The organism is Streptomyces sp. DT190 (genome assembly GCF_049846985.1).
GTDB lineage: Bacteria > Actinomycetota > Actinomycetes > Streptomycetales > Streptomycetaceae > Streptomyces.
The window spans coordinates 432,256-455,824 of record NZ_JBNCNM010000003.1 but is presented as its reverse complement, the minus strand read 5'-3'; the positions used below and the strand labels follow the sequence as shown (position 1 = coordinate 455,824).

Annotated in this window: 12 protein-coding genes and 2 pseudogenes; 3 read left to right on the top strand and 11 right to left on the bottom strand. The window is 71.6% G+C overall.

The window, feature by feature from the left end; genetic code table 11:
- Positions 1–2 precede the first annotated feature (2 nt).
- From ACPXCS_RS08830 to ACPXCS_RS08810, 5 genes are all read right to left on the bottom strand, one after another.
- Positions 3–1,322: a pyridoxal-phosphate dependent enzyme gene (locus ACPXCS_RS08830; protein WP_425944805.1), complete on the bottom strand. Its 1,320-nt coding sequence runs from the start codon at positions 1,320–1,322 to the stop codon at positions 3–5.
- The gene (locus ACPXCS_RS08825) at positions 1,319–2,752 is read right to left on the bottom strand and encodes a Y4yA family PLP-dependent enzyme (RefSeq protein ID WP_425944804.1); all 1,434 of its coding nucleotides are present in this window, start codon (positions 2,750–2,752) and stop codon (positions 1,319–1,321) included. Before ACPXCS_RS08825 ends, ACPXCS_RS08830 begins: the two co-directional genes overlap by 4 nt.
- A gap of 916 nt (positions 2,753–3,668) precedes the next feature.
- The gene (locus tag ACPXCS_RS08820) at positions 3,669–4,217 is read right to left on the bottom strand and encodes a DUF488 family protein (RefSeq protein ID WP_425944803.1); all 549 of its coding nucleotides are present in this window, start codon (positions 4,215–4,217) and stop codon (positions 3,669–3,671) included.
- Positions 4,218–4,265: 48 nt separating this feature from the next.
- On the bottom strand, positions 4,266–5,795 hold the full coding sequence (locus tag ACPXCS_RS08815) for a helix-turn-helix domain-containing protein (protein WP_425944802.1): 1,530 nt from the start codon (positions 5,793–5,795) through the stop codon (positions 4,266–4,268).
- 84 nt (positions 5,796–5,879) lie between these two features.
- On the bottom strand, positions 5,880–6,080 hold the full coding sequence (locus ACPXCS_RS08810; RefSeq protein WP_094053964.1) for a DUF4236 domain-containing protein: 201 nt from the start codon (positions 6,078–6,080) through the stop codon (positions 5,880–5,882).
- Positions 6,081–6,479: 399 nt separating this feature from the next.
- Here ACPXCS_RS08810 and ACPXCS_RS08805 point away from each other — a divergent pair, with 399 nt between their 5' ends.
- Positions 6,480–9,278 carry an aconitate hydratase gene (locus ACPXCS_RS08805; RefSeq protein WP_425944801.1) on the top strand — a complete coding sequence of 933 codons (2,799 nt, stop codon included), beginning with the start codon at positions 6,480–6,482 and terminating at the stop codon, positions 9,276–9,278.
- A gap of 74 nt (positions 9,279–9,352) precedes the next feature.
- Here ACPXCS_RS08805 and ACPXCS_RS08800 read toward each other — a convergent pair whose 3' ends face one another.
- The 5 genes and pseudogenes from ACPXCS_RS08800 to ACPXCS_RS08780 form a co-directional block, all read right to left on the bottom strand.
- Complete coding sequence (locus ACPXCS_RS08800) at positions 9,353–10,708, bottom strand: ABC transporter substrate-binding protein (RefSeq protein ID WP_425944800.1); 1,356 nt, start codon at positions 10,706–10,708, stop codon at positions 9,353–9,355.
- A 60-nt stretch (positions 10,709–10,768) separates the two neighbouring features.
- Positions 10,769–12,049, bottom strand: coding sequence for a sugar ABC transporter permease (locus tag ACPXCS_RS08795; protein ID WP_425944799.1), 1,281 nt, complete (start codon positions 12,047–12,049; stop codon positions 10,769–10,771).
- Positions 12,046–12,825 carry an ATP-binding cassette domain-containing protein gene (locus ACPXCS_RS08790; RefSeq protein ID WP_425944798.1) on the bottom strand — a complete coding sequence of 260 codons (780 nt, stop codon included), beginning with the start codon at positions 12,823–12,825 and terminating at the stop codon, positions 12,046–12,048. Before ACPXCS_RS08790 ends, ACPXCS_RS08795 begins: the two co-directional genes overlap by 4 nt.
- Before the next feature lie 14 nt (positions 12,826–12,839).
- Positions 12,840–13,805 (bottom strand): annotated as a pseudogene (locus tag ACPXCS_RS08785) (sugar ABC transporter substrate-binding protein); the annotation flags it as partial.
- 612 nt (positions 13,806–14,417) lie between these two features.
- Positions 14,418–16,994, bottom strand: a pseudogene (locus ACPXCS_RS08780) (SpoIIE family protein phosphatase); the annotation flags it as partial.
- A 371-nt stretch (positions 16,995–17,365) separates the two neighbouring features.
- Between ACPXCS_RS08780 and ACPXCS_RS08775 the strand changes: the two are divergent.
- Positions 17,366–17,500, top strand: coding sequence for a hypothetical protein (locus ACPXCS_RS08775; RefSeq protein ID WP_425944797.1), 135 nt, complete (start codon positions 17,366–17,368; stop codon positions 17,498–17,500).
- 428 nt (positions 17,501–17,928) lie between these two features.
- Here ACPXCS_RS08775 and ACPXCS_RS08770 read toward each other — a convergent pair whose 3' ends face one another.
- Positions 17,929–21,726, bottom strand: a complete 3,798-nt coding sequence (locus ACPXCS_RS08770; protein WP_425944796.1) for a GH92 family glycosyl hydrolase — start codon at positions 21,724–21,726, stop codon at positions 17,929–17,931.
- Between the two features lie 367 nt (positions 21,727–22,093).
- Here ACPXCS_RS08770 and ngcE point away from each other — a divergent pair, with 367 nt between their 5' ends.
- Positions 22,094–23,548: an N-acetylglucosamine/diacetylchitobiose ABC transporter substrate-binding protein gene (ngcE, locus tag ACPXCS_RS08765; RefSeq protein WP_425944795.1), complete on the top strand. Its 1,455-nt coding sequence runs from the start codon at positions 22,094–22,096 to the stop codon at positions 23,546–23,548.
- Positions 23,549–23,569: the final 21 nt, after the last annotated feature.

Genomic DNA, 23,569 nt, shown 5'->3' with positions numbered 1-23,569 from the left:
CGTCACTCCCGCACCAGGGGCGCGCCCGCGTCCCGCCAGGCGATGATGCCGCCGGCCAGGCTGCGCACGTCCGGGTGGCCCATCCGGGTCAGCAGCGCCGCGTACCGGGCGGACTGCTCACCGACCGGGCACGCCAGCAGCACCGGCCGGCTCCGGCTGAACGGCAGCCCTCCTCGGACGAGTTCGCCGAACAGCTCGTCGACGATGTTGACCGACCCGTCGATGTGCAGCGCCGCGTACGCGTACGGGCTGCGCAGATCGACCACGAGCGGCCCGTCGGTGTCGATCCAGCGGCGGGCCTCGGCCACCGTCACCGACGGCGCCCGGCCCACCTCCGCCTCCGACAGGTCGGCCGGCGAGTTCTTCCGGGGCGGCCGGCCCAGCAGGTCGGGCCGCCGCTGCCGGACGTAGCTCAGATAGCTCTCCACCCGGTCGCAGACGATGAACACCGCCGTGCGCCGCTCCTCGGACTCCTCGTCCAGGGCCCGCAGATGACGGACGGCGCCGAAGTACGCGGCCCCGCCGGTCGGCCCGCCCAGGATGCCGCAGCGGCGGTTCAGCGTGAGCATCCCCTCGATCGCCTCGTCGGCGCTCACCGACTCCATCGTGTCGTAGGTGTCCGGGTCGAACAGGCCGACCTCCTGCACCTCGTCGATGGTGCGGATCCCGGGGATGAAGTCCGACTTGGCCGCGACCAGGCCGACCACCCGCACCGACGGGTCCTCCTCGCGCAGCGCCCGGGCCACCCCCGTGGAGGAACCTGCCGTGCCGACACAGGCGACGAACCAGTCCGGGACCCGCCCGTCCAGGTCCTTCACGATCTCCGGGCCGGTGCCGGTCAGATGGGCCTCGGTGTTGCGCGGGTTGAAGTACTGGTCGGTGTGCAGATAGGCGCCGCCGGACGCCGACAGGGTCCGGTGGAAGAGGGTCAGCGGATCGTCCGTCGCCGTCGGATCCAGGCACTCGCTCTGCCCCGGCAGCTCCTCGATCTCCGCACCGAGCAGCAGCAACAGGTCCTTGATCTCCGGCACCCGCATCCGGTTGGTGACGCTCTTGAAGCCCAGGCCGTGCATGCCCGCGACGACCGCCAGGGCCTTCGCCGTGTTGCCGCTGGACAACTCCACGACCTGACTGCCCCGTTCGACCGCCTCGTCCAGCAGAGGCCGCGCCATGTTCCAGGCGGCCCGGTCCTTGACCGAGCCGAACGGGTTGAGCATCTCCAGCTTGGCGTACAGGTCGATGTGGCGCAGACCGTGCACGGCCGGGTCGATCCGCACCAGCGGGGTGTTGCCTATCGCCTCGGTGATGCTGTCGTACCTCACTGGACTCCCCCCGAAGGCGTGATCGGCCAGAACTGGTCGTCGAGACACCACCGCCAGGCGTCGCTGTCCTGCCAGGCGGCGACCTTGCGGGCGGCGGGCTGCTGCTGGGCGCGCGTGGCGTGGAAGTCCATGGCGTAGCCGGCGGTGTTGGCGAAGGCCAGCAGGTCGCCGGGGGCCGGGCGGCGCGGCAGGAACACCGTGCGCCGGGTGATCAGGTCCGTCTCCAGGCACAGGCTGCCGAAGAGGTGCACGGCGACGGGCCCGTCGGCCTCCGCGCCCGGGCTCCGGGGGACGACGACCGGGTCCATCAGCACGCCGTGGTCCTCCAGGGCGATGTCGTCCGCCTTCGCGGCCAGCCGTACGAGCAGGGTCCCGTCGGTGCCCTGCGTACGGACCTCCAGCACCTTCGCGAGCGTCACCCCGCACTGGTCCAGCAGGGCCCGCCCCGGCTCCGTGTACAGGTCGTACAGGTGCTCCAGCAGCAGTGCGGCCAGGGGCCGGCCGCCCAGGGAGGGGGCCGGCTGGGCCAGCACCTCGTCCAGGTAGGCCGCGCCGGCGACGGACCGGTGGGCGGGGTACAGGCCGAGCGCGCCGCGCAGGGTGCCGGACTCCTCGCGCAGCCCGTAGCCGTGCCCGCCCCAGGTCAGGGGCGGCCGGCGGCCCAGCACCGCGGCGGTGAGCTCGCTCGTGTAGGTGTCCCACTGCTCGCGCTCGGCAAGGTAGCTGACACCGAACCCGCCGCCCACGTCCACGGCCCGGGGCCGTAACCCCCGGCTCCGGCAGGCCTCCAGGACCGCCAGGCACCCCTCCAGGGCGGTCGCCTTCTCCGCCACGCTCGTGGTGTCGAGGTGGAAGGCCACACCGGTCGCCTCGACCGCGTCGCCGTGCCGCTCGACCGCCTCGAGCAACGCCTCCGACTCCCGTACGGGCGTACCGAACCGGCTGCGCCGGCTCAGCACCCGCACACCCGTGGTCTCGAACCCGGACAGCCGCAGCAGGACCCGCACCCGGTCCAGCGCGTGCTCGCGCACCAGCGCGGCCAGCCGGTCCAGCTCTTCCGGCCCGTCGACGCCCACCGTGACGCCCGTGCGGGCCGCGAGCCACAGGAACTCCGGGTTCTTCGGGCCCGTGGCCATGATCCGGGCCGGGGCGAAACCCGCGCCCAGCGCGTGCTGCAGCTCCTCCAGCGACGCGACGTCCACGCCCGCGTCCGTGGCGGCGAGGCGGCGCAGCAGCGCGCTGGACCGGTTGGCCTTGTGGGCGTAGAACACCTGCCCGGCCAGATGGTGCGCGCGGTACACCGACCGGAACCGCTCCAGGTTCTCCGCGATCTGGTCGGGCACGACCACGTGCAGCGGTGAGCCGAGGGCACCGGTGAGCGCGTGCAGGGTCCCGGCGTCGGCCAGGAGCGACGCGAGGCGTGGCGCCAACCGGGGCGCGAGATACAGAGGTTCGACGCTCGACGCGCCGACGGCCGAAGCTTCGGCGGTCGAGGCATCGGCAGCCGGCGCTCCGACAGCGGACGCTTCGGCGGTCGGCGCTCCGACACCCGACGGCTCGGTACCAGACGCTTCGACATCCGACGGTTCGGCATTCGAGGCTTCGACATCCGATGGTTCGACATCCGACAGGTCGGGATTCCGCTGTTCGGGATTCCGCGGTTCGAGATACAAGGGCCGGCCGTGCATGCGCGCTCCCTCCCCTGAAGCCGCTGCGCCCGGCATCCGGGCACGTCGGACACTCCCCGCGTGTCGCCGTATGACCCATATCCATTCTTCGGTCGCTTTACGCCCTGTAAGGCCGGGGCCTGCCCTGCGGCCGGTGCGAAGCGGATCACGACCGGAGCAGGCGGCGCACGCCGGGCGCCCGGCCATGCTCCCCGTCCGTCCGGCAGAGCCCCCGCCGCACGCATGCACCACCCGCACCAGGGGTACCCCGGGCCAGAGCCTCCTCGACGAGTGGCGTCCGGAGCCGCGCCCCGAGTTCCACCCGGGCCTGAGCATCCGCGTGGACGACGGTGTACGGCGCACGATCCTGTGCGCGGGCCCTTCTTCGCCCTGGAACGCTGGACGGCCGGCACGCAGGCAGCCCTGCGCCACATCTTCTCCACGGCCCGGATCCTCACCAACGCGGGCGCCCCGGTCGCCGTCACCTCCGGCCCCTGGACGGGCACCCTGGACCGCGCCCGCACCCTGCTCCTGCCGGCGGCCCTGGGCGAGATCCGCATCGAGGGCCCGGCGGACGTCCTGCTGGGCTACGGTCCGACCTGGACGAGGACATCCGCGGGCCGCTGCCGACCGCGGGCCACGCCCCGGCCGCGATCGCCGGACTCGGCGAGGTCCCGCCTCAGCCGCCCGCTGCCTCCCCGTCATAGCCGTCGTACACGAGCAGCCCGTCGTCCCGGAGCCGTACGCCCGCGGTCGGCGTATGGGGGGTGAGGCGCCCGTCGTGCATGAGATGGTGCACGGGCACGCCGCGGGCGAGGACCGCGAAGTCGGCGATCAGACGGCGGTGACACCGCCACCAGACGGCCTCGCTGCACATCACGGCCGTCCGGGCGTCCGCGGCCTCGCGCAGCAGGCGGTCCATCGCGGTGACGAACTCGGGCGAGCGGGTGTGGGCGGCGTACCCCCGGAAGGACTTGTTGCGCCAGACCACGTCCGGACTGTCCGCGGGCAGCGGCCGGAACCCGCCCAGGGCGGGCTCCCACCGGTACCCGATCCCCCCGGCGGGCAGCCACACCCCGAGCCGCTCCCGCAGCAGGTCGGGATCACGCCGGCTGCCGGGAGCGATCCGCACGTCCACGACGGCCACGACCCGGGCCTCCCGCAACAGCCCGACGATCCGCTCCCGCCCGGCGGTGCTGTGTCCGAAGGTCAGCAGATCAGCGTCCACAGGGGCGGACTTTCCCGTCCCCGCCGGGCTACACGTGGCGACCGCCGGTCAGATGTCCCGGAAGATCTCGATCTGCGCCCCGATCGAGTTCAGCCGCTCCGCCAGGTCCTCGTAACCCCGGTTGATGACATACACGTTGCGCAGCACCGAGGTGCCCTCGGCCGCCATCATCGCCAGGAGGACGACCACCGCGGGGCGCAGCGCAGGCGGGCACATCATCTCGGCGGCGCGCCAGCGGGTCGGGCCCTCGACCAGGACGCGGTGGGGGTCCAGGAGCTGGAGGCGGCCGCCGAGGCGGTTGAGGTCCGTGAGGTAGATCGCGCGGTTGTCGTAGACCCAGTCGTGGATGAGGGTCTTGCCCTGGGCGACCGCCGCGATGGCCGCGAAGAACGGGACGTTGTCGATGTTCAGGCCGGGGAACGGCATGGGGTGGATCTTGTCGATCGGCGCCTCCAGCTTGGAGGGCCGTACGGTCAGGTCCACCAGGCGGGTGCGGCCGTTGTCGGCGAAGTACTCCGGCGTGCGGTCGTGGTCGAGGCCCATCTCCTCCAGGACCGCGAGCTCGATCTCCAGGAACTCGATGGGGACCCGGCGGACCGTCAGCTCCGACTCCGTCACCACGGCCGCGGCCACCAGGCTCATCGCCTCGACCGGGTCCTCGGAGGGGGAGTAGTCCACGTCGACGTCGATGGTCGGCACGCCGTGCACGGTGAGGGTGGTGGTGCCGATGCCGTCGACCTTGACGCCGAGCGCCTCCAGGAAGAAGCACAGGTCCTGGACCATGTAGTTGGAGGAGGCGTTGCGGATGACGGTGATGCCGTCGTGCCGGGCGGCGGCGAGCAGCGCGTTCTCGGTGACCGTGTCGCCGCGCTCGGTCAGGACGATCGGGCGGTCCGGGCTTGCCGAGCGGTCCACCCGGGCGTGGTACTGCCCCTCGGTGGCGGCGATGTCCAGGCCGAACCGGCGCAGCGCGATCATGTGCGGCTCAACGGTGCGCGTGCCGAGGTCGCAGCCGCCGGCGTAGGGCAGCTTGAAGTGGTCCATGCGGTGCAGCAGCGGGCCGAGGAACATGATGATCGAGCGGGTGCGGCGGGCCGCGTCCGCGTCGATGGCCGCCAGGTCCAGCTCGGCCGGCGGCACGATCTCCAGGTCGACCCCGTCGTTGATCCAGCGGGTGCGCACGCCGATGGAGTTCAGCACCTCCAGGAGGCGGTACACCTCCTCGATGCGGGCGACGCGGCGCAGTACTGTGCGCCCCTGGTTGAGCAGTGAGGCGCACAGCAGCGCCACGCACGCGTTCTTGCTCGTCTTGACGTCGATGGCGCCGGACAGCCGGCGGCCGCCGACCACCCGCAGATGCATCGGACCGGCGTAGCCGAGCGAGACGATCTCGCTGTCGAGGGCCTCCCCGATACGGGCGATCATCTCAAGGCTGATGTTCTGGTTTCCGCGCTCGATCCGGTTGACGGCGCTCTGGCTGGTACCGAGCGCCTCGGCCAGCTGCGACTGCGTCCAGCCACGGTGCTGCCGGGCGTCACGGATGAGCTTGCCGATGCGTACGAGGTAGTCGTCTGCCATGGGATTGAGGTTATCTCAGATATGAGATCAGGCCCGAACGGGGGGTCCGTACGGGTGAGGGGTCGTCAATCCCGCCCCGCAGCCTCAGTGTCGCTTGGACGTCGTGGTGCGCCGCCACCCGAAAGGTCCGGGCAAATCCATCGAAGTCGTACGACGTCCGGTACTGCTGCGGGTGTGCCGGGGGCCGTTCTTCCCGCCGCCGGTCGTGATGGACCAGGAGCGCTTGTTGATGTTGAGCCGCACGCCGGGAAGAATCCGGAAACTCTTACGGAACGTGAGGGGCATTCAGGGGCTCCTTTCGGTGTCACCGGGGGTCCCCGGTTCCGTTCGGTTACCCCGAGTTCCCGTTCTGATGGCCCCGTTGAAGCCGTTCTGCCGGCCTCGTGGGGGGAGCGGGGCGGTCCGGTGGGCACCGCCGCCGACGCGCAGCCGCCGGCTCGCACCCCACCCCCGGGGGCGTACCGGCGTGTTTCGGCCATACGGGATGCGGCTCGGGTGTCGCCCGGGCATGACCAACCGCGCCGGGTGTACTAGAGTTATCTCGACATCGAGATATCTGCCGAGGAGCACCGCAGTCGCCACCCCGGTAAGGGTTACCTAACTTAGCCTTACCTTAGCGGATCGGTCGAGAGGCCATGGCGGCAGGATCGTGGTGGTACGCGCACATCAATGAAGGAGACTGTCGTGTCGGCGAACAGCTTCGACGCCCGCAGCACGCTGCAGGTGGGCGACGAGTCGTACGAGATCTTCCGGCTGGACAAGGTGGAGGGCTCGGCCCGCCTCCCCTACAGCCTCAAGGTCCTGCTGGAGAACCTGCTCCGCACCGAGGACGGCGCGAACATCACCGCCGACCACATCCGTGCCCTCGGCGGCTGGGACTCGCAGGCCCAGCCCAGCCAGGAGATCCAGTTCACGCCGGCCCGCGTGATCATGCAGGACTTCACCGGTGTTCCCTGCGTCGTCGACCTCGCCACCATGCGCGAGGCCGTCAAGGAGCTGGGCGGCGACCCGAACAAGATCAACCCGCTGTCGCCGGCCGAGATGGTCATCGACCACTCCGTGATCGCCGACAAGTTCGGCACCAACGACGCCTTCCAGCAGAACGTCGACCTGGAGTACGGCCGCAACAAGGAGCGCTACCAGTTCCTGCGCTGGGGCCAGACCGCCTTCGACGACTTCAAGGTCGTCCCGCCCGGCACCGGCATCGTCCACCAGGTCAACATCGAGCACCTGGCCCGTGTCGTCATGGTCCGCGACGGCAAGGCCTACCCCGACACCCTGGTCGGCACCGACTCGCACACCACCATGGTCAACGGCCTCGGCGTCCTCGGCTGGGGCGTCGGCGGCATCGAGGCCGAGGCCGCCATGCTCGGCCAGCCGGTCTCCATGCTGATCCCGCGCGTCGTCGGCTTCAAGCTGACCGGTGAGCTGCCCACCGGCACCACCGCCACCGACCTGGTGCTCACCATCACCGAGATGCTGCGCAAGCACGGCGTCGTCGGCAAGTTCGTCGAGTTCTACGGCGAGGGCGTGGCCGCGACGAGCCTCGCCAACCGCGCCACCATCGGCAACATGTCGCCGGAGTTCGGCTCCACCGCCGCGATCTTCCCGATCGACGACGAGACCCTGAACTACCTGCGCCTGACCGGCCGCTCCGAGCAGCAGGTCGCGCTCGTCGAGGCCTACGCCAAGGAGCAGGGCCTCTGGCTCGACCCGGCCGCCGAGCCCGACTTCTCCGAGAAGCTGGAGCTCGACCTCGCCACGGTCGTCCCGTCGATCGCCGGCCCGAAGCGCCCGCAGGACCGCATCGTCCTGGCGAACGCCGCCGAGCAGTTCGCCAAGGACGTCCTCAACTACGTCGACGCGCCCGTCGCCCAGCAGGCGGCCGCTTCGGCCTCCCCGGTCGACGAGGCCAGCGCCGAGTCCTTCCCGGCCTCCGACGCCCCGGCCTACGGCACCCAGGAGAACGGCGCCGGCGCGCCGCAGCACGCCGACGGCACCGGTGCCGCCGTCCCGTCCAACCCGGTCACCGTGACCGCCCCCGACGGCAGCTCCTACGAGATCGACCACGGCGCGGTGACGGTCGCGGCCATCACCTCCTGCACCAACACCTCCAACCCGTACGTCATGGTCGCCGCCGCCCTGGTGGCCAAGAAGGCGGTCGAGAAGGGCCTGACCCGCAAGCCGTGGGTCAAGACCACCCTCGCCCCGGGCTCCAAGGTCGTCACCGACTACTTCGAGAAGGCGGGCCTGACCCCCTACCTCGACAAGGTCGGCTTCAACCTCGTCGGCTACGGCTGCACCACCTGCATCGGCAACTCCGGCCCGCTGCCGGAGGAGGTCTCCAAGGCCGTCAACGACCACGACCTCGCGGTCACCTCGGTCCTCTCCGGCAACCGGAACTTCGAGGGCCGCATCAACCCCGACGTCAAGATGAACTACCTGGCGTCCCCGCCGCTGGTCGTCGCGTACGCCATCGCCGGCTCCATGAAGGTGGACATCACCAAGGACGCCCTGGGCACCGACCAGGACGGCAACCCGGTCTACCTGAAGGACATCTGGCCCTCCGAGGCCGAGGTGAACGACGTCGTCGCCAACGCCATCGGCGAGGACATGTTCGCCAAGTCCTACGCGGACGTCTTCGCTGGCGACGCCCAGTGGCAGGCGCTGTCGATCCCGACCGGCAACACCTTCGAGTGGGACCCCGAGTCCACCTACGTGCGCAAGCCCCCGTACTTCGAGGGCATGACGATGGAGACCACCCCGGTCTCCGACATCTCCGGCGCCCGCGTGCTCGCCAAGCTCGGTGACTCGGTCACCACCGACCACATCTCCCCGGCCGGTGCCATCAAGGCCGACACCCCGGCCGGCAAGTACCTCACCGAGCACGGTGTGGAGCGTCGTGACTTCAACTCCTACGGCTCGCGCCGAGGCAACCACGAGGTCATGATCCGCGGTACGTTCGCCAACATCCGCCTGCGCAACCAGATCGCGCCGGGCACCGAGGGCGGCTACACGCGTGACTTCACGCAGGAGGGCGGCCCGGTCTCCTTCATCTACGACGCCTCGCAGAACTACCAGGCCGCCGGCATCCCGCTGGTCGTCCTGGCCGGCAAGGAGTACGGCTCCGGCTCGTCCCGCGACTGGGCGGCCAAGGGCACCGCGCTCCTCGGCGTCAAGGCCGTCATCGCCGAGTCCTACGAGCGCATCCACCGCTCGAACCTCATCGGCATGGGCGTCCTGCCGCTGCAGTTCCCGGAGGGCCAGTCGGCCGCGTCCCTCGGCCTGACCGGTGAGGAGACCTTCTCCATCGCCGGCGTCACCGAGCTCAACGAGGGCACCACCCCGCGCACGGTGAAGGTCACCACCGACACCGGTGTCGAGTTCGACGCGGTCGTCCGCATCGACACCCCCGGTGAGGCGGACTACTACCGCAACGGCGGCATCATGCAGTACGTGCTGCGCAACCTGATCCGCAAGTAGGCGGACCGGCAGGGCCGCTCAGGCGGTTCGAGGGCCGCGTCCCCGGGTGATCCGGGGGCGCGGCCCGCGCCGTTTCACCCGCCCCGGTACTTCGCCGCCGCGGCCTGGGCGAGGTCCTGGGACTTCTCCAGCGCCGTGTCCACCGACTGACGCCCGGCGATGGCCGCGGCGATCTGCTCCGAGACCGCCGTGCCGAGCACGGCGAACTCGGGGATGCCCAGGAACCCGATACCGTCGTAGGGCCGGGGGGCGACGCCGGGGTTGTGCGGATCGGCCGAGTCGGTGGCCGCCGTGTACTCCTGCCGGTACCAGGCCGCGGCCGCCTGCTGGTACTCCGGGTTGGCGTACAGCGACCTGCGGTTCCCGGCCGGCGCCGACGTCCAGCCCCGTTCCCGGCCGACCAGCTCCTGGTACTCCTTGGAGGAGGCCCAGGAGATGAACTCCCAGGCGGCGTCCTTGTTCCGCGAGGCCTGCTGGACGCCCCACGCCCAGGTCCACAGCCAGCCGGCCTTCTCGGTCCGCTCGTGCGGGGCCGGGACGTAGCCCACCTTGCCCTTGACCGCCGAGGTGTCGGCCTCCACCGTCGACGCCAGCGAGGTGGCGTCGTACATCATGGCGCAGCCGCCCTCGACGAAGCGGTCGAGGATCTCCATGACGCCCATCCGCTCCGCGCCCGGCTGGCCGTGGGAGCGCAGCAGGTCGACGTAGAACCCGACGGCCTTCCGGAACTCGGGCGAGGTCAGGCGCGCGTTCCAGTCCATGTCGTACCAGGTGCCCCCGAAGGTGTTGACGACCGTGTTGATCGGGGCGAGGTTCTGGCCCCAGCCGGGCAGGCCGCGCAGGCAGATGCCGCTCGCGCCGTCCGTGCCGTCGAGCCGGGCGGCGAGGTCGGCGACCTGCTGCCACGTCGGCTTCGCCGGCATGGTCAGGCCGTCCTTGCGGAACAGGTCCTTGCGGTACATCAGGAAGGAGCCCTCGCCGTAGAAGGGCTCGGCGTAGAGCCGGCCGTCCTCCCCGGTCAGCGACGCCACCAGGTTCGGGAAGATGTCCTCCTGGTCGAAGTCCTCGTCCGCCTTCACGTAGGAGTCCAGCGGGGCGAGCCAGCCGTTGTCCGCGTAGATCGGCACCTCGTACGCGCTGACGCTCGCCACGTCGTACGTCCCGGCCTGGGTGGCGAACTCGCTGTTCATCCGCTCGCGGGCCTCGTTCTCCGGGAGCAGCGTGTAGTCGACCGTGATGCCGGTCCTCGCGGTGAAGTGCCGCTTGGTGAGCCTCTCCAGGGTCTGCATCTGGGGGCCGTCCGCGGCGAGCACGGTGAGGTCGGCCCGCTCCCCGGCGCCGGGCGGATCGGTGTCCCCGCACCCGGCGAGGGCCAGGCCCGCGGCGACCGTGGCGGCCACGGCCACCCTGGCGAGGCGGCTCCGTGTCATGACAACCGGCCCTTACCCATCCAAGTCTTTCCTAGACATAAGCGTACAAAGTGCCGGGAATCAGGGTAGGCCGCTCCGGGCCGCCGCCCGCCGGGAGAGGGCGTCGGCCGCGACGGCGGCCAGCAGCACCCCACCGGTGATCATGAACTGCACGGCGTCCTGCACCCCCAGCAGTCCCATGCCCGAGGCGATCGACTGGATGACCAGCACCCCGAGCAGCACCGACCAGGGCGAACCCCGCCCGCCGAACAGGCTCGTGCCGCCGATCACGGCCGCCGCGATCGCGTTGATCAGCAGCATCCCGGAACCGGCGGCCCGGGCCGTGGTCGGGCTCGCCGAGGTCAGCCCCGACGCCACGAACAGCCCGCCGAACGCGGCCAGCGTCCCCGACACCATGAACATCGCGACCCGCACCCGCTCCACCCCGATGCCCGCCCGCCGCGCCGCCTCGACCCCGCCGCCGAGCGCGTACACCCGCCGCCCGTAGCGGGTGCGCCGCAGCACGTAGTCGGCGACGACCAGCACCACCAGGAAGATCAGCAGCGCGAGCGGCAGGCCCTGGAAGCGGTTGAGGGTGTGGGCCGCGGCGAAGGCGACCACCGCGAGCAGGACGGTGCGCAGCCAGATCTCGCCCTCCGGCCGGTAGGGCATGCCGGCGGCCCGGTGGCGGCTGCGCCGGCGGCGCGCGGCCAGCAGGTACCCGGCCGTGCCGAGCGCGGCGACCGCGTAGGCCGCCGCGTCGGCACCGAAGTGCCGGCTGGTCAGGGACGCCACCAGCCCTTCCTCGTCGATGTTGATCGTGCCGCTCGCGCCCAGCAGGTACAGCGTCAGACCGTTCCACGCCAGCAGTCCGGCGAGCGTCACCACGAACGCGGGCACCCCCAGCCAGGCGTGGAAGACACCGTGGAAGGCCCCCACGGCGGTGCCCGCGGCCACCGCCACGATCACCGCGAACCACTCCGGCACCCCGTGGTTCACGTTCAGCACGGCGAACGCCGCCCCCGCCAGGCCGCTGACCGAACCGACCGACAGATCGATCTCCCGGATCAGCAGCACGAACACGATGCCCACGGCGACCAGACCGGTCCCGACGATGTCCACGCCGATGTTCGACAGGTTGCGCGGCGAGAGGAACTTGTCGTCCAGCGCCTGGAAGACACCCCAGATGACGACCAGACCGGCGATGACCAGGACCGGCCCGCGCTCGTTCGACCGCACGCTCCCGCGCACCTCGGCGGCGTACCCCCGCAGGCTCTCCTGCCAGCCACGGCCGCGCTCCGTCCGGCCGGTCGTGACCCGCCCGGCCCCCGGGCCGTCGCGCTGCGGCCCGCCGCGGCTCACGGCCACGCCTCCTCGTCCCCGCGCGCACGATGGGCCACGGCGTTGTCCGCCGCCCCGGTGACGGCGGAGATGATCTGCTCCTGCGTCACCGTGCTCACGTCGAACAGGCCGTTGTTGCGCCCCAGCCGCAGCACGGCCACCCGGTCCGCGACGGCCTTGATGTCACCCATGTCGTGACTGATGAGGATGATCGCCATGCCGTGGTCGCGGACCTCCTCGATGAGGTCGAGCAGATGGCTGGTCTGCTCCACGCCCAGCGCGGCGGTGGGCTCGTCGAGCAACAGGACCTTCGGCGCGGCCATGAGCGAGCGGGAGATCGCGACGGCCTGCCGCTGCCCGGCGGACAGTGCCGCCACCGGCATGCGCACGTCGGGGATGCGGATCGACAGCGCGCGCATCAGGTCGCGGGCGCGCCGCTCCATCTCCACCTCGTCGAGGATGCCCACCCGGTCGATCTCCCGGCCGAGGAAGAGATTGCCGACGACGTCGAGGTTGTCGCACATGGCGAGGTCCTGGTAGACGGTCGCGATGCCCAGGCTGTGGGCGTCGTGCGGGCGTTTGATCTGCACCGGGCGCCCCTCCCACTCGATCACGCCCCGGTCTGCGGGACTCACCCCGGAGATCACCTTGATCAGGGTGGACTTCCCGGCGCCGTTGTCGCCCGCCAGGGCCACGACCTCACCGGCGCGCACCTTGAGGTCCACGTCCACGAGCGCCTGGACGCCGCCGAACCGCTTGGAGATGCCGCGCAACGCCAGCACGGGCGGATGGATCACGGCGACCACCTCCCTCACCGGGTGAGCCCGGCCCGGTCGCAGGCGCGCCGGAGCTTCGGGGTGCAGATCTGGTCGACCGTGAAGACGCCGTCCCGCACCAGGGTCCGGCCGATGGTGTCCCGCGTGACCGCGGCCGGGTTGAGCAGGACCGCCGGGACGTCCCGGTCGGTGGGGCTGTCCACGGTCGTCGTGACGAGGTCCTCGATCGCCTCGCCGCGTGCCAGGGCGACGGCCAGCGCGGCGACCGCGTCCGTCTCCAGCCGGAACGGCTTGTAGACCGTCATGTACTGCTCGCCCTCGACGATGCGCCGCACGGCGTCGAGGTCGGCGTCCTGGCCGGTGACCGGGGGCAGCGGGGAGACCCGGGCGCTCTTGAGGGCCGCGATGACCCCGGCGGCGATCGAGTCGTTGGCGGCGAGCACCCCGTCGATCCGCTGCGGGCCGAGGGCGCTGATCGCGGCGGACATGTGGTCGTGCGCGTTCTCGGTGCGCCACCCGAGCGTGTCGTACGACCTGAGGACCCGGACCCGGTCCTTCAGGACGGTCATCGCCCCGCGCTCGTACCAGGCGGCGTTGGGGCTCGACGGGTCGCCGTTCACCATCACGATCCCGCCTCCGTCGGCGCGCCGGCCCATGGCCGCGAGGAGCGCCGCGCCCTGGAGCCGGCCGACCTGGTTGCCGTCGAAGCTGACGAAGCCCGAGATCGGCCCCTCGGCGAGGCGGTCGTAGGCGATCACCGGCACGCCCTCGCGGTGCGCCTCCCGGACGGAGGAGCGCAGCGCCCGGGGGTCGACGACGTCCAGGATCAGCGCCGAGGCACCCCGGGTGATCATGGACGTCATCTGCTGCCGCTGGCTCGCCGCGTCGTTCTCGGCGTTGGCGTACATCACCGTGCACTCCGCGCACAGCTCCTTCACCCGCTTCTCGATCATGGGCTTGTCGGACTGCTCCCAGCGGGGTACGGCACGGCTCGGCAGCAGCACGCCGACGGTCAGTCCGTCCCCGCCCGCCCCGCCGCCGTCGCCGGTGCATCCGGCCGCCGCGAGGACGGCCGCCATCAGGAGGGCGGCCGCACGCCATGGACGCCTGCTCACAGCGGTTCCGCCGTCCTCGGCCGGCCGCCGCAGCCCTCGGGGGCCGCGGACACGGCCCCCGAGGGACGGAGGGTGACCGAGCCCGCCCACCGGGCCCGCCCCCGGAACCGGAGCCGCTCCCACGACCTGGGCCCCGGCCGGCACAGAGGCCGCCTTCGGGAGGTGCGGCGCCCGGCCGTGGGGGTGGTCGGGGTCCGTGCCCTTGCGGTGCGTGCGGCCGTCGGGGTGGTCGGGGTTCGTGTCCGCGCGGTGCGTGCGGCCGTCGGGGTGGTCGGGGTTCGTGTCCGCGCGGTGCGTGCGGCCGTCGGGGTGGTCGGGGTTCGTGTCCGCGCGGTGCGCCCGGCCGGCGGGGCGGTCCGTGTCCCGTTCGCCGGTGCGGTCGCGGCCCCGTCCCCGGCCCCGTCCGCGGGCACGGCTCATGCCCCAGCCCCAGCGGCCGGTACGGTCCCCGGCCGGGTCCGGCCCGGGCGGCTCGGGATCCGGTGCCATCTCCTGCCCGGCATCCGGCCCCGGCTCCGCCTCCGGGCGGGACACGACGATCTCGCTCCACACCTGCTTGCCGCCGCCGACCGGCACCGAGCCCCACGCCGCCGACACCGCCTCGACGAGGAACAGCCCCCGCCCGCCCGTCGACTCCCAGTCGACGACCACCGGCTTGGCCGGCGCGCGCGGCGAGGAGTCGCTCACCGTCACCCGCAGCCGGTCCGCCGCCAGCGTCAGATCCAGCCGGACCGCGCCCTGCGTGTGCACCAGCGCGTTGGTGACCAGCTCCGACACCACCAGCAGCACCGAGTCCGCCTCGGCCACCACGCCCCACGACCGCAGCGTGCGGGCGCTGAACCGGCGGGCGTGCATCACCGCGTCCGGCAGCCGCCACACCACCCAGCCGGCCCGCACCGGCCGGACCCGCATCCCGTCGTAGCGCAGCAGCAGCAACGCCACGTCGTCCTCCCGCCGCCCGGCCTCGCCCAGCAGCTCGTCGGCCATCCGCCCCGGGTCGGCGGGATCGGCCGCAGCCAGCGCCTGCCGCACCAGCCGCATGCCCTCGTCCAGGTGCAGGGCCGCCGACTCGACCAGACCGTCCGTCACCAGCGCGAGCACCGAGCCCGGGGCCAGCGCCAGCGCCGTCAGCGGGAACTCCGCGTCCGCCAGGACCCCGAGCGGCAGCCCGCCCTCGACCGCGATCTCCGCGGTGCTCCCGTCGGGGTGCCGTACCAGCGGGGCCAGGTGCCCGGCCCGCACGAACAGCGCGTTGCCCTCCTCCATGTCCAGCTCGACGTAGCAGCACGTGGCGAACAGGTCGGTCTCCATGCCGACGAGCAGCCGGTTGGCGTGTGCGACGACCACGTCCGGCGGATGGCCCTCGACGGCGTAGGCGCGGACCGCGGTGCGCATCTGGCCCATGATCGTCGCGGCCCCGGCGCTGTGCCCCTGCACGTCCCCGATGACCAGGGCGACCTTGTTCTCCGACAGCGCGATCACGTCGTACCAGTCACCGCCCACCTGCAGGCCGCGGCGGGCGGGCAGATAGCGGGCCACGGCGATGCCGCCGGGCAGCCGGGGGAGACGGCGGGGGAGCAGGCTGCGCTGGAGCATCGTCGCGAGTTCCTGCTCGGCGTCGTAGGCGTGCGCGCGTTTCAGGGCCTGCCCCACGAGTCCGGCGGTCGCGGTCAGCAGGGCCCGCTCCTCGGGGGCGAACTCGTGCGGGGCGTCCCAGCCGACCAGGCACACCCCGGCCACCCCGTTCTTCGCCGGCAGCGGCAGCACCGCGAGCCCGCCGGGGCCGATCCCGGCGAGCCCCGGTTCCAGTTCGGTGCCCGCGGGCCACAGACTCATCCGGCCGTCCCGCAGCGCCGCCTGGAGCGTGGGCAGGGCGCCGACGGGCGCGTCGGGCCACTCCGAGCGCCACTCCGAACGCCACAGCTGCGGCCAGGCGTCGGCACCCGGCGGATCGAGCACGGTGACCGCCAGCCGGTCCTCCAGCACCTCGGCGAGCGCCACCCGGTCGGCGTCCAGCGGTTCGCGCAGGGCGGCGACGACCACGCGGCTGACGTCCCGCACCGTCGTCGCGTCGTCGAGCGCGGCCGTCAGCCACTGGATCCGGGCGACGTCACTGGCGCCCCGGCGCAGCACCGGGGCCGCCGTGACCACGCCCAGCACCCGCCGCGGGGTGCCGTCGGGCCCTTTCAGCACACGGCAGCCCAGGCGCAGCCAGCACAGTTCGCCGGTGGGCCGGCGGATGCGGAACTCCAGCTCGCGGCGGCCCGGGGTCTGCGCGGACGGCTCGACGATGGACATCAGGGCCGGGACGTCCTCCGGGAGGCTGTACGACAGGAGGGTGTCGGTCTTGCCGTCGAAGCCGTCCCGCGGGATGCCGATGAGTTCGAGCAGGGGCGGATCCGTCTCGACGAGCCCGGTGCCGGGCGCGAGGGCGAACGAGCCGACGCCCATGGCGCGCAGGGCGGAATCCAGCAACGGGGCGGGCGCGGACCGGTCGGCCTCGCCCCGCAGCCGCCCGGCGACCGCCTCGGCGTACCGCTCCAGGAAGTCCCGCTGCTCGGCCCCGAACCCCTCCCCGGCCTCGCCCACCACGACCAGGCACCCCAGCCACCCGCCCGCCGCCCCCAGCGGCAGCGCCCCGAAGGCGCGCGGAGCGGCGTCGCCCTCGCCCCGGGCGGCGAATCCCGCACCGCCGAGCCAGACGGCCCGGCCCCGCTGATAGGCCTCGACGACAGCGGCCGCGTGATCCTGCCCCGCGGGGGCGGTGCGCGGGCCGGGGGAGGCGGTGCCGTCGGGCCGGGGCGCTCCGGGGCCGGGGGAGCCCGGGGCGCGGCCCGCTCCGGGCGTGCTCGTGCCGGACCCGCGCGGCCCGCTGCCCGGCCCGGTCGCTCCCTCGTCCGGACCGGTCCCCCGGGCCGCCCCACCCTTCGTCACGCCCGGCCGCTCCGGAAGCCGCGCGCGGTCCGGCACCCGGTACCGCCGCGGATCGCCCCCGGCCGACTCCACCACCCGGAGCTCCGCCCCGTCCCCGCTGCGGACGTACACCGCCGCCAGCACCACCCCGGCGAAGGCCAGGACCCGTTCCCGCGCGGGCGGCTCCGGCGCGGGGCGAGGCGGACCGGCGTCCCCGCTCCCCGGGGCCCGGGGTCCGGGGGCCCCGGCCCGGGTCTCGCCGCCGTCTTGGGGCATGTCCGCTTCCACCTCCCGTCCATGCCGCGGCCACCGGCAGGTGGGAGTCCCCGGAACTCAGGCGACGACGACGCGGGCACGGGACCGGCGGCGCCGGGTCACACCGACATGGCGGAACCACGCCGCACGTGAGCGGCAGGGCACCCACCAACAGAATCCCACACCTGGATAACGGCGACATATGGGGACGAAGGCGCCTCAGGCGGGACCTCCTCCCGGTACGGGCCCGCCCCACCACCCCGCCAGGGTCCCGCCGCATGACCCGCACACCGACCGGGATCACCGCGGAACCGGTCCGGAACCCGCCGCGCGACCGGCCCCCCGGCCTGGCAGGTCACAAGGTGCGGCTCGGCACCCGGGACCGGGACGACCGGACCCGGCTGCCTCGGTGACGACCTGCCCGCCCGGCTGCCCCGCCACCGCCTCCGCTGACTTGCCGCTGCGCACGGAACGAGGAACGCGCGGAACACGCCCGACCGCCCGCCCTCGCCGGGCGCCTCCCGCCGCGGGTGCCCGTCCCGGGCCTCACGGCTCAACCCGCGCGAGGTGGGGGCGACCCCGAGGGCGGGTTCCGGTCCGCCATCTGGGAGCGCTCCCACCCCGCCTGCCGCGGAACGTAGCGCCCCGGGGCCGAAATGTAAACGGCTGAGCGCCACCGTCCGGCACGTCGCGCTCGACCCGGCCCCCGAACGCCGGGGGGCCTCGACCGCCTCTCCTGCACCGTCTCCGCGAGAAGACACGGCCTCCGGAACGGCGTCCGGCGGCCCCCCCTCGGACGGGACGGGCACGGGAAGCGGCACGAGGCCCCCGACGCACAGGGTCAGCCCAGCAGTTCGACCTCCGCCAGCGTCGCCTCGCCGTCGAGGACCAGGCGGTACTTGCCGTACGTACCCGGCGACTTCACCGAGAACGCGCGGGTCTGCCGGTCCCAGGCGAAGGACTCACCGGTGCGCCGGTCCAGCGTCTGCCAGGTCTCGCCGTCCGCGGAGCCCTGGAGCGTCCAGCCGGCCGGTGCCTTCGCCCGGTCCGCCGACGACGTCAGGGTGTACTGGACGGCCTCGGCGCCCTCGCGGACCGGCAGGTCCACGGTGGTCACCGCCGCGTCCGTCGCCGACGTGTCGTCGAACAGGGCGCCGTCGCCCTTCAGCAGGTCCGCCCGGGGCGTGGGCACCTCGTCGTCCTGGGTGATCGACACGGGCGCGGCGTCCTTGCCCGTGCCCCAGGACGACGGCCTCGGGCCCATGTCGAACTCCAGGACACCGCCCTTGGCGACCACCGAGTGCGGCAGCGAAGTCTTCGACCAGGTACGGCCGTTGACCTTCAGCCCCTGCACGTAGACGTTCTTGGCGCTGTTGCGCGGCGCCTTCACCACCAGCTCGCGCCCGTTCTCCAGGTGCACGGTCGCCTTCTCGAACAGGGGCGAGCCGATCGCGTACTCGCCGCTGCCCATCACCAGCGGGTAGAAGCCGAGCGCGGAGAACAGGTACCAGGCCGACTGCTCGCCGTTGTCCTCGTCGCCGTGGTAGCCCTGCCCGATCTCGCTGCCCGTGTAGAGGCGGGACAGCACCTCGCGGACGTTCTTCTGCGTCTTCCAGGGCTGGCCGGCCGCGTCGTACATGTACAGGGCGTGGTGGGCGACCTGGTTGGAGTGGCCGTACATGCCCATCCGCACGTCCCGCGCCTCGGTCATCTCGTGGATGACACCGCCGTAGGAGCCGACGAACTCGGGCGAGGCCGTCTCGGGGGTGGACAGGTACTCGTCGAGCTTGTCGGCGAGGCCCTTGCGCCCGCCGTAGAGGTTGGCCAGACCCCGGCTGTCCTGCGGGGCGGTGAAGGCGTAGCCCCAGCCGTTGGTCTCGGTGTAGTCGTGGCCCCACACCCGCGGGTCGTACTTCGACGACTCGACCCGCCAGTCGCCCTTCGCGTCCCGGCCCTGGAAGAACCCGGCCTTCTTGTCGAAGAGGTTCACGTAGTCCCGGGCGCGGTTCAGGAAGTACTCCGACTCCTCCTTGTAACGCTGCTCACCGGTCTCCTCGTAGAGCTTGCGGCCCATGCGGGAGATGCCGTAGTCGTTCAGATAGCCTTCCAGCGCCCAGGACAGGCCCTCGTGGGTCTCGGTGCTGGTGTAGCCGAGGAACGGGGAGGTGGCCATGCCCTTGCGGCCGACGCCCGGGTTCGGCGGGACGACCGTCGCGTTCTTCACGGCCGCGTCGTACGCCGCCTTCGCGTCGAAGCCGACGCCCTTGACGTACGCGTCCGCGAACGCCACGTCCGAGGAGGTGCCCGTCATCAGGTCCGCGTAGCCGGGGGAGGACCAGCGGGAGGTCCAGCCGCCGTCCTTGTACTGCTGCACGAACCCGTCGACCAGCTCACCCGCCCGGGACGGGGTCAGGAACGAGTACGCGGGCCAGGTCGTCCGGTAGGTGTCCCAGAACCCGTTGTTGACGTACACCTTGCCGTCGACGATCTTCGCGCCGGTGTGCGTCGGGGTGTCCGGGTTCGGCATGCGGGAGAACGGCGAGGCGTACTGGTACTTCCCGCCGACCTTCTCGAAACCGGAGTTCGGGTACAGGTACAGCCGGTACAGGCTGGAGTACAGCGTCGTCAGCTGGTCGGGGGTCGCGCCCTCGACCTCGACCTTGCCGAGCAGCCGGTCCCACTGCCGCTGGGCGCTCTTCTTGACCGCCTCGAAGGACCTGCCCTCGGGGATCTCCTGGCGGAGGTTGTCCTTGGCCTGGTCGATGCTGATGAGCGAGGTCGCCAGGCGCAGGGTGACGGTCCGGTCGTCGGCCTTGAAGCGCAGGTAGCCCTTGACCCCGCTGGAGTCGCCCTCGGTCACCGGCTTGTCGAACTCGCCGTAGACGAACAGCCGGGTCGCGCCCGTCGACAGCCCGGACTTCACGTCCGAGTAGCCGGTGACGATCCCGTTCTCCTTGTCGAGCGTGAGCCCCGCCTGGTCGGTGACGTTGTCGAACAGGACGCTCGCGTCGTCGCCCGGGTAGGTGAAGCGCAGCGCCGCCGCGTGGTCCGTCGGCGCCATCTCGGCCTTCAGCCCGTTCTCGAACCGCACCCCGTAGTAGTAGGGCCGCGCGGTCTCGTTCTCGTGCCGGAAGGGCAGTTCCCGCGCCTCCCGCCCGTACTCCGGGGCCCCGCCGGCGATGGACGGCATCACCTGGAAGGTCTGCCGGTCACCCATCCAGGGACTCGGCTCGTGGCTCGCGCTGAACGCCTGGATCGTCGGCAGGTTGTCCGCGTTGTTCGACCGTGCGTAGTCGTACAGCCAGCTCAGCGAACCGGCGTTGGTCACCGGCGTCCAGAAGTTGAAGCCGTGCGGGACGGCCGTCGCCGGGAAGTTGTTGCCGCGGGAGAAGCCGCCGCTGGAGTTGGTGCCGCGGGTCGTCACCGCGTAGTCCGACAGGTGTGCCTTGGGCCGCTCGGGCTTGACGGAGGCGATGTTCACGTCGTCCAGCCAGCCGCGGAACTTGGCCGGGCCCTTGGGGGAGTCGTAGGCCACCAGGATCCGGTCCACGGTCTTCCCGGCCGCGACCGAGCCGATCCGCGAGGCCACGTTGTTCCACTGGTTGACGTACAGGACCTTGGAGGCGCCCTGACCCTGCGGCGTGAGCGGGAAGCCGTGCTGGTCGGTGGCGCGCAGCCGGCTGAGGTGGGTGCCGTCGGTGAAGGCCAGGTCGACGGAGACGTTCGTCGCGTCGTAGTCGAGGTCGCCGTCGGCCATGGACGGGAAGATCCGGTACGACAGCTGCGTGTCGCGGCCGACGGCCACGTTCACGTCGAAGACCTTGTTGTACGAGTACGCCCGCCCCTCGGCGGTGTGCCGGCCGGCGTAGCGCAGCGCCCGCTTGCCCGTGAACCCGGCGCCCGCCTTGGCGGTCGGGGAGCCGCTCGGCCCCCGGTCGACCAGGGAGAGCATGTCCGGCGGGACCGGCCCCTCGTCGCCGCCCGTGGACAGCTGGAGGTCGGCGAGCTGCAGGATGCCGCCGCCGTTGTTCCGGGTGACCTCCAGCCGGAAGTGCCGGTACTCGGCGGGCTCGGCCAGGTCGTACGTCTTCGTCTGGAACCGCTCCGCGAAGGACTCGCCGGAGCGGGTGTCGAGCGTCGTCCACTCCTTGCCGTCGGCCGAGCCCTTCAGCGTCCAGTCCTTGGGGTCGCGTTCATCGGCGTCGTTGGCCGACGTCAGCGCGTAGCGCGCCAGTTTGACGGGTTTGTCCAGGTCGAACTCCACCCAGCCCGTGGGCTCGAAAGCGAGCCATTTGGTGCTCGGTTCGAGGTCGACGAGGTTCTCCTTCACCTCGCCGCCGCCGGTGTTCTCGGCGCTGGCCCGGACGTCGGTGACCTGGCCGGTCACATTGCCCGGTATGCCGCTGCTGTAGCCGCCGTCGACACCCGAGGCGCGTTTGCCGCCGTCGGGGCCGGTGTCGACCGTGTTCGTCCAGTCCGGAAGCGGATCGTCCGCCTCGAAGGACGACGCGAACCCCCGATCCGGTCTCTCAGGAGCCTGGGGCAGTGCGACCGCAACGCCCTGGGAACCCAGGGCCAAAGCGAAGGCGGTCGTCGACACGACCGCCGAACCCCATCTGTGCCGAGCTTTCCGCTGCATCAACGGGTACCCTCCCTGCGCAGTGGACAACGTTGTCACCTTCAATGCGCAAGGACCAGTAGTTGCTCAAGTGCTGCGGCGTGTCAAGGGTGTTGCCTGTGGCATTCGGGGGCGCCGACCGGGATTTTCCGTCGTGAAACACACAGGCCGCTCATACTTCCGCGAGGTCTCAACTCGGATAAGACCCGTGACCAACCTTGTGTTCGATCTTGATCCGCTGGCGGGAAGTGGACTATACCTGTCGGGCGATTCACACCATCCGCACGTCACCACCCGCACTTTCCTGCACGACCCAGCGTGACCCGATCGCGGTGCCGGCAAGGATCCGGTTCACCGCCTGAGTCCTGGAGAAGGCGAGGACTTGAGCATGGGATCCACTTCCGCCGAGAACCGCGGCACCGAGGGTGTCGGCCGCCGTGACCTGATCAAACGATCCGCCGCGCTCGGGCTGATCTCCGTCCCCACCGTGAGCTTCCTGTCCGCCTGCGCGAGCAGCGGCGGCGACGACAGCGGGGACAAGGCCAAGGCCGGCAAGAAGACCGCGAAGAACCCGCTCGCCGTCAACGACACGGCCGGCATGGAATTCGTCCTGTTCGACGGTGGTTTCGGCAAGGAGTACGCCGAGGACGCGGTCAAGATCTACGAGAAGAACTTCCCCGACGCACAGGTGAAGTTCTCCGCCACCCAGAAGATCCAGTCCACGCTCCAGCCCCGCTTCAACCAGGGCACCCCGCCGGACCTCATCGACAACTCCGGTGCCGAGCAGATGGACATGGGCGTCCTGGTGGGCAAGAACCAGCTCACCGACCTCACCCCGCTGCTGGACGCGCCCTCCTACGACGACCCGGCCAAGAAGGTCCGCGACACGCTGCGCCCCGGCATCGTGGAGATGGGCCAGTTCGACGGCGAGAAGGTCTGGATCCTGTACTACGCCTACACGGTGTACGGCGTCTGGTACTCGCAGAAGGCCCTGGACTCGCTCGACGAGCAGTACCCGGAGACCTGGGACCAGATGCTCGCGGTCTGCGCGAAGGCCAAGAAGAAGGGCATGGCGGGCTGGACGTACGCGGGCAAGTACCCGTACTACATCCCCTTCTCGCTCTACCCGATGATCGGCAAGGTCGGCGGCCGTGAAGTCCTCGACGCCATCGACAACCTGGAGCCGAACGCCTGGAAGCACCCGGCCGTCAAGGCCTGTTTCGAGGCCTACTACGAGCTGTACAAGAAGGGCTACGTCCTCAAGGGCACCCCGGGTCTGGACCACATCCAGTCGCAGACCGCCTGGGCGGAGGGCAAGGCGCTGTTCATCCCGAACGGCTCCTGGGTGGAGAACGAGTCGGCGAACGTCATTCCCAAGGACTTCGACCTGGCCGTCTCCGCGCCCACCGGTCTGGACTCCTCCGACAAGATGCCCTTCGGCACGATCTGGGCCTCCGGCGGCGAACCCTTCATCGTCCCGGCCAAGGCGAAGAACGCCCCCGGCGGCATGGAGCAGCTGCGCATCATGCTCAGCGAGGCCTCCTCGAAGAACTTCACCAGCAAGGTGAAGTCGCTGACCGCGTACAACGGCGGCACCGACGGCATCGCCCTCACCCCCGGCCTCAAGTCGGGTGTCGCGGCGCTGGAGAAGGCCGGCGAGAACGTGGTGAACCCCCGTCTGCAGGACTGGTACGTGCAGTTGCAGAAGGAGAAGATCGGTGTCTCCGGTCTCGGCGAGATGATGGCCGGCCGCCTCACTCCCGCCGAAGCCATCAACAAGATCCAGGGCTTCGCCGACGAGGCCGCCAAGGACGACTCCATCAAGCACTACAAGCACCAGTAAAGGCACCGGAAACCCAATTTC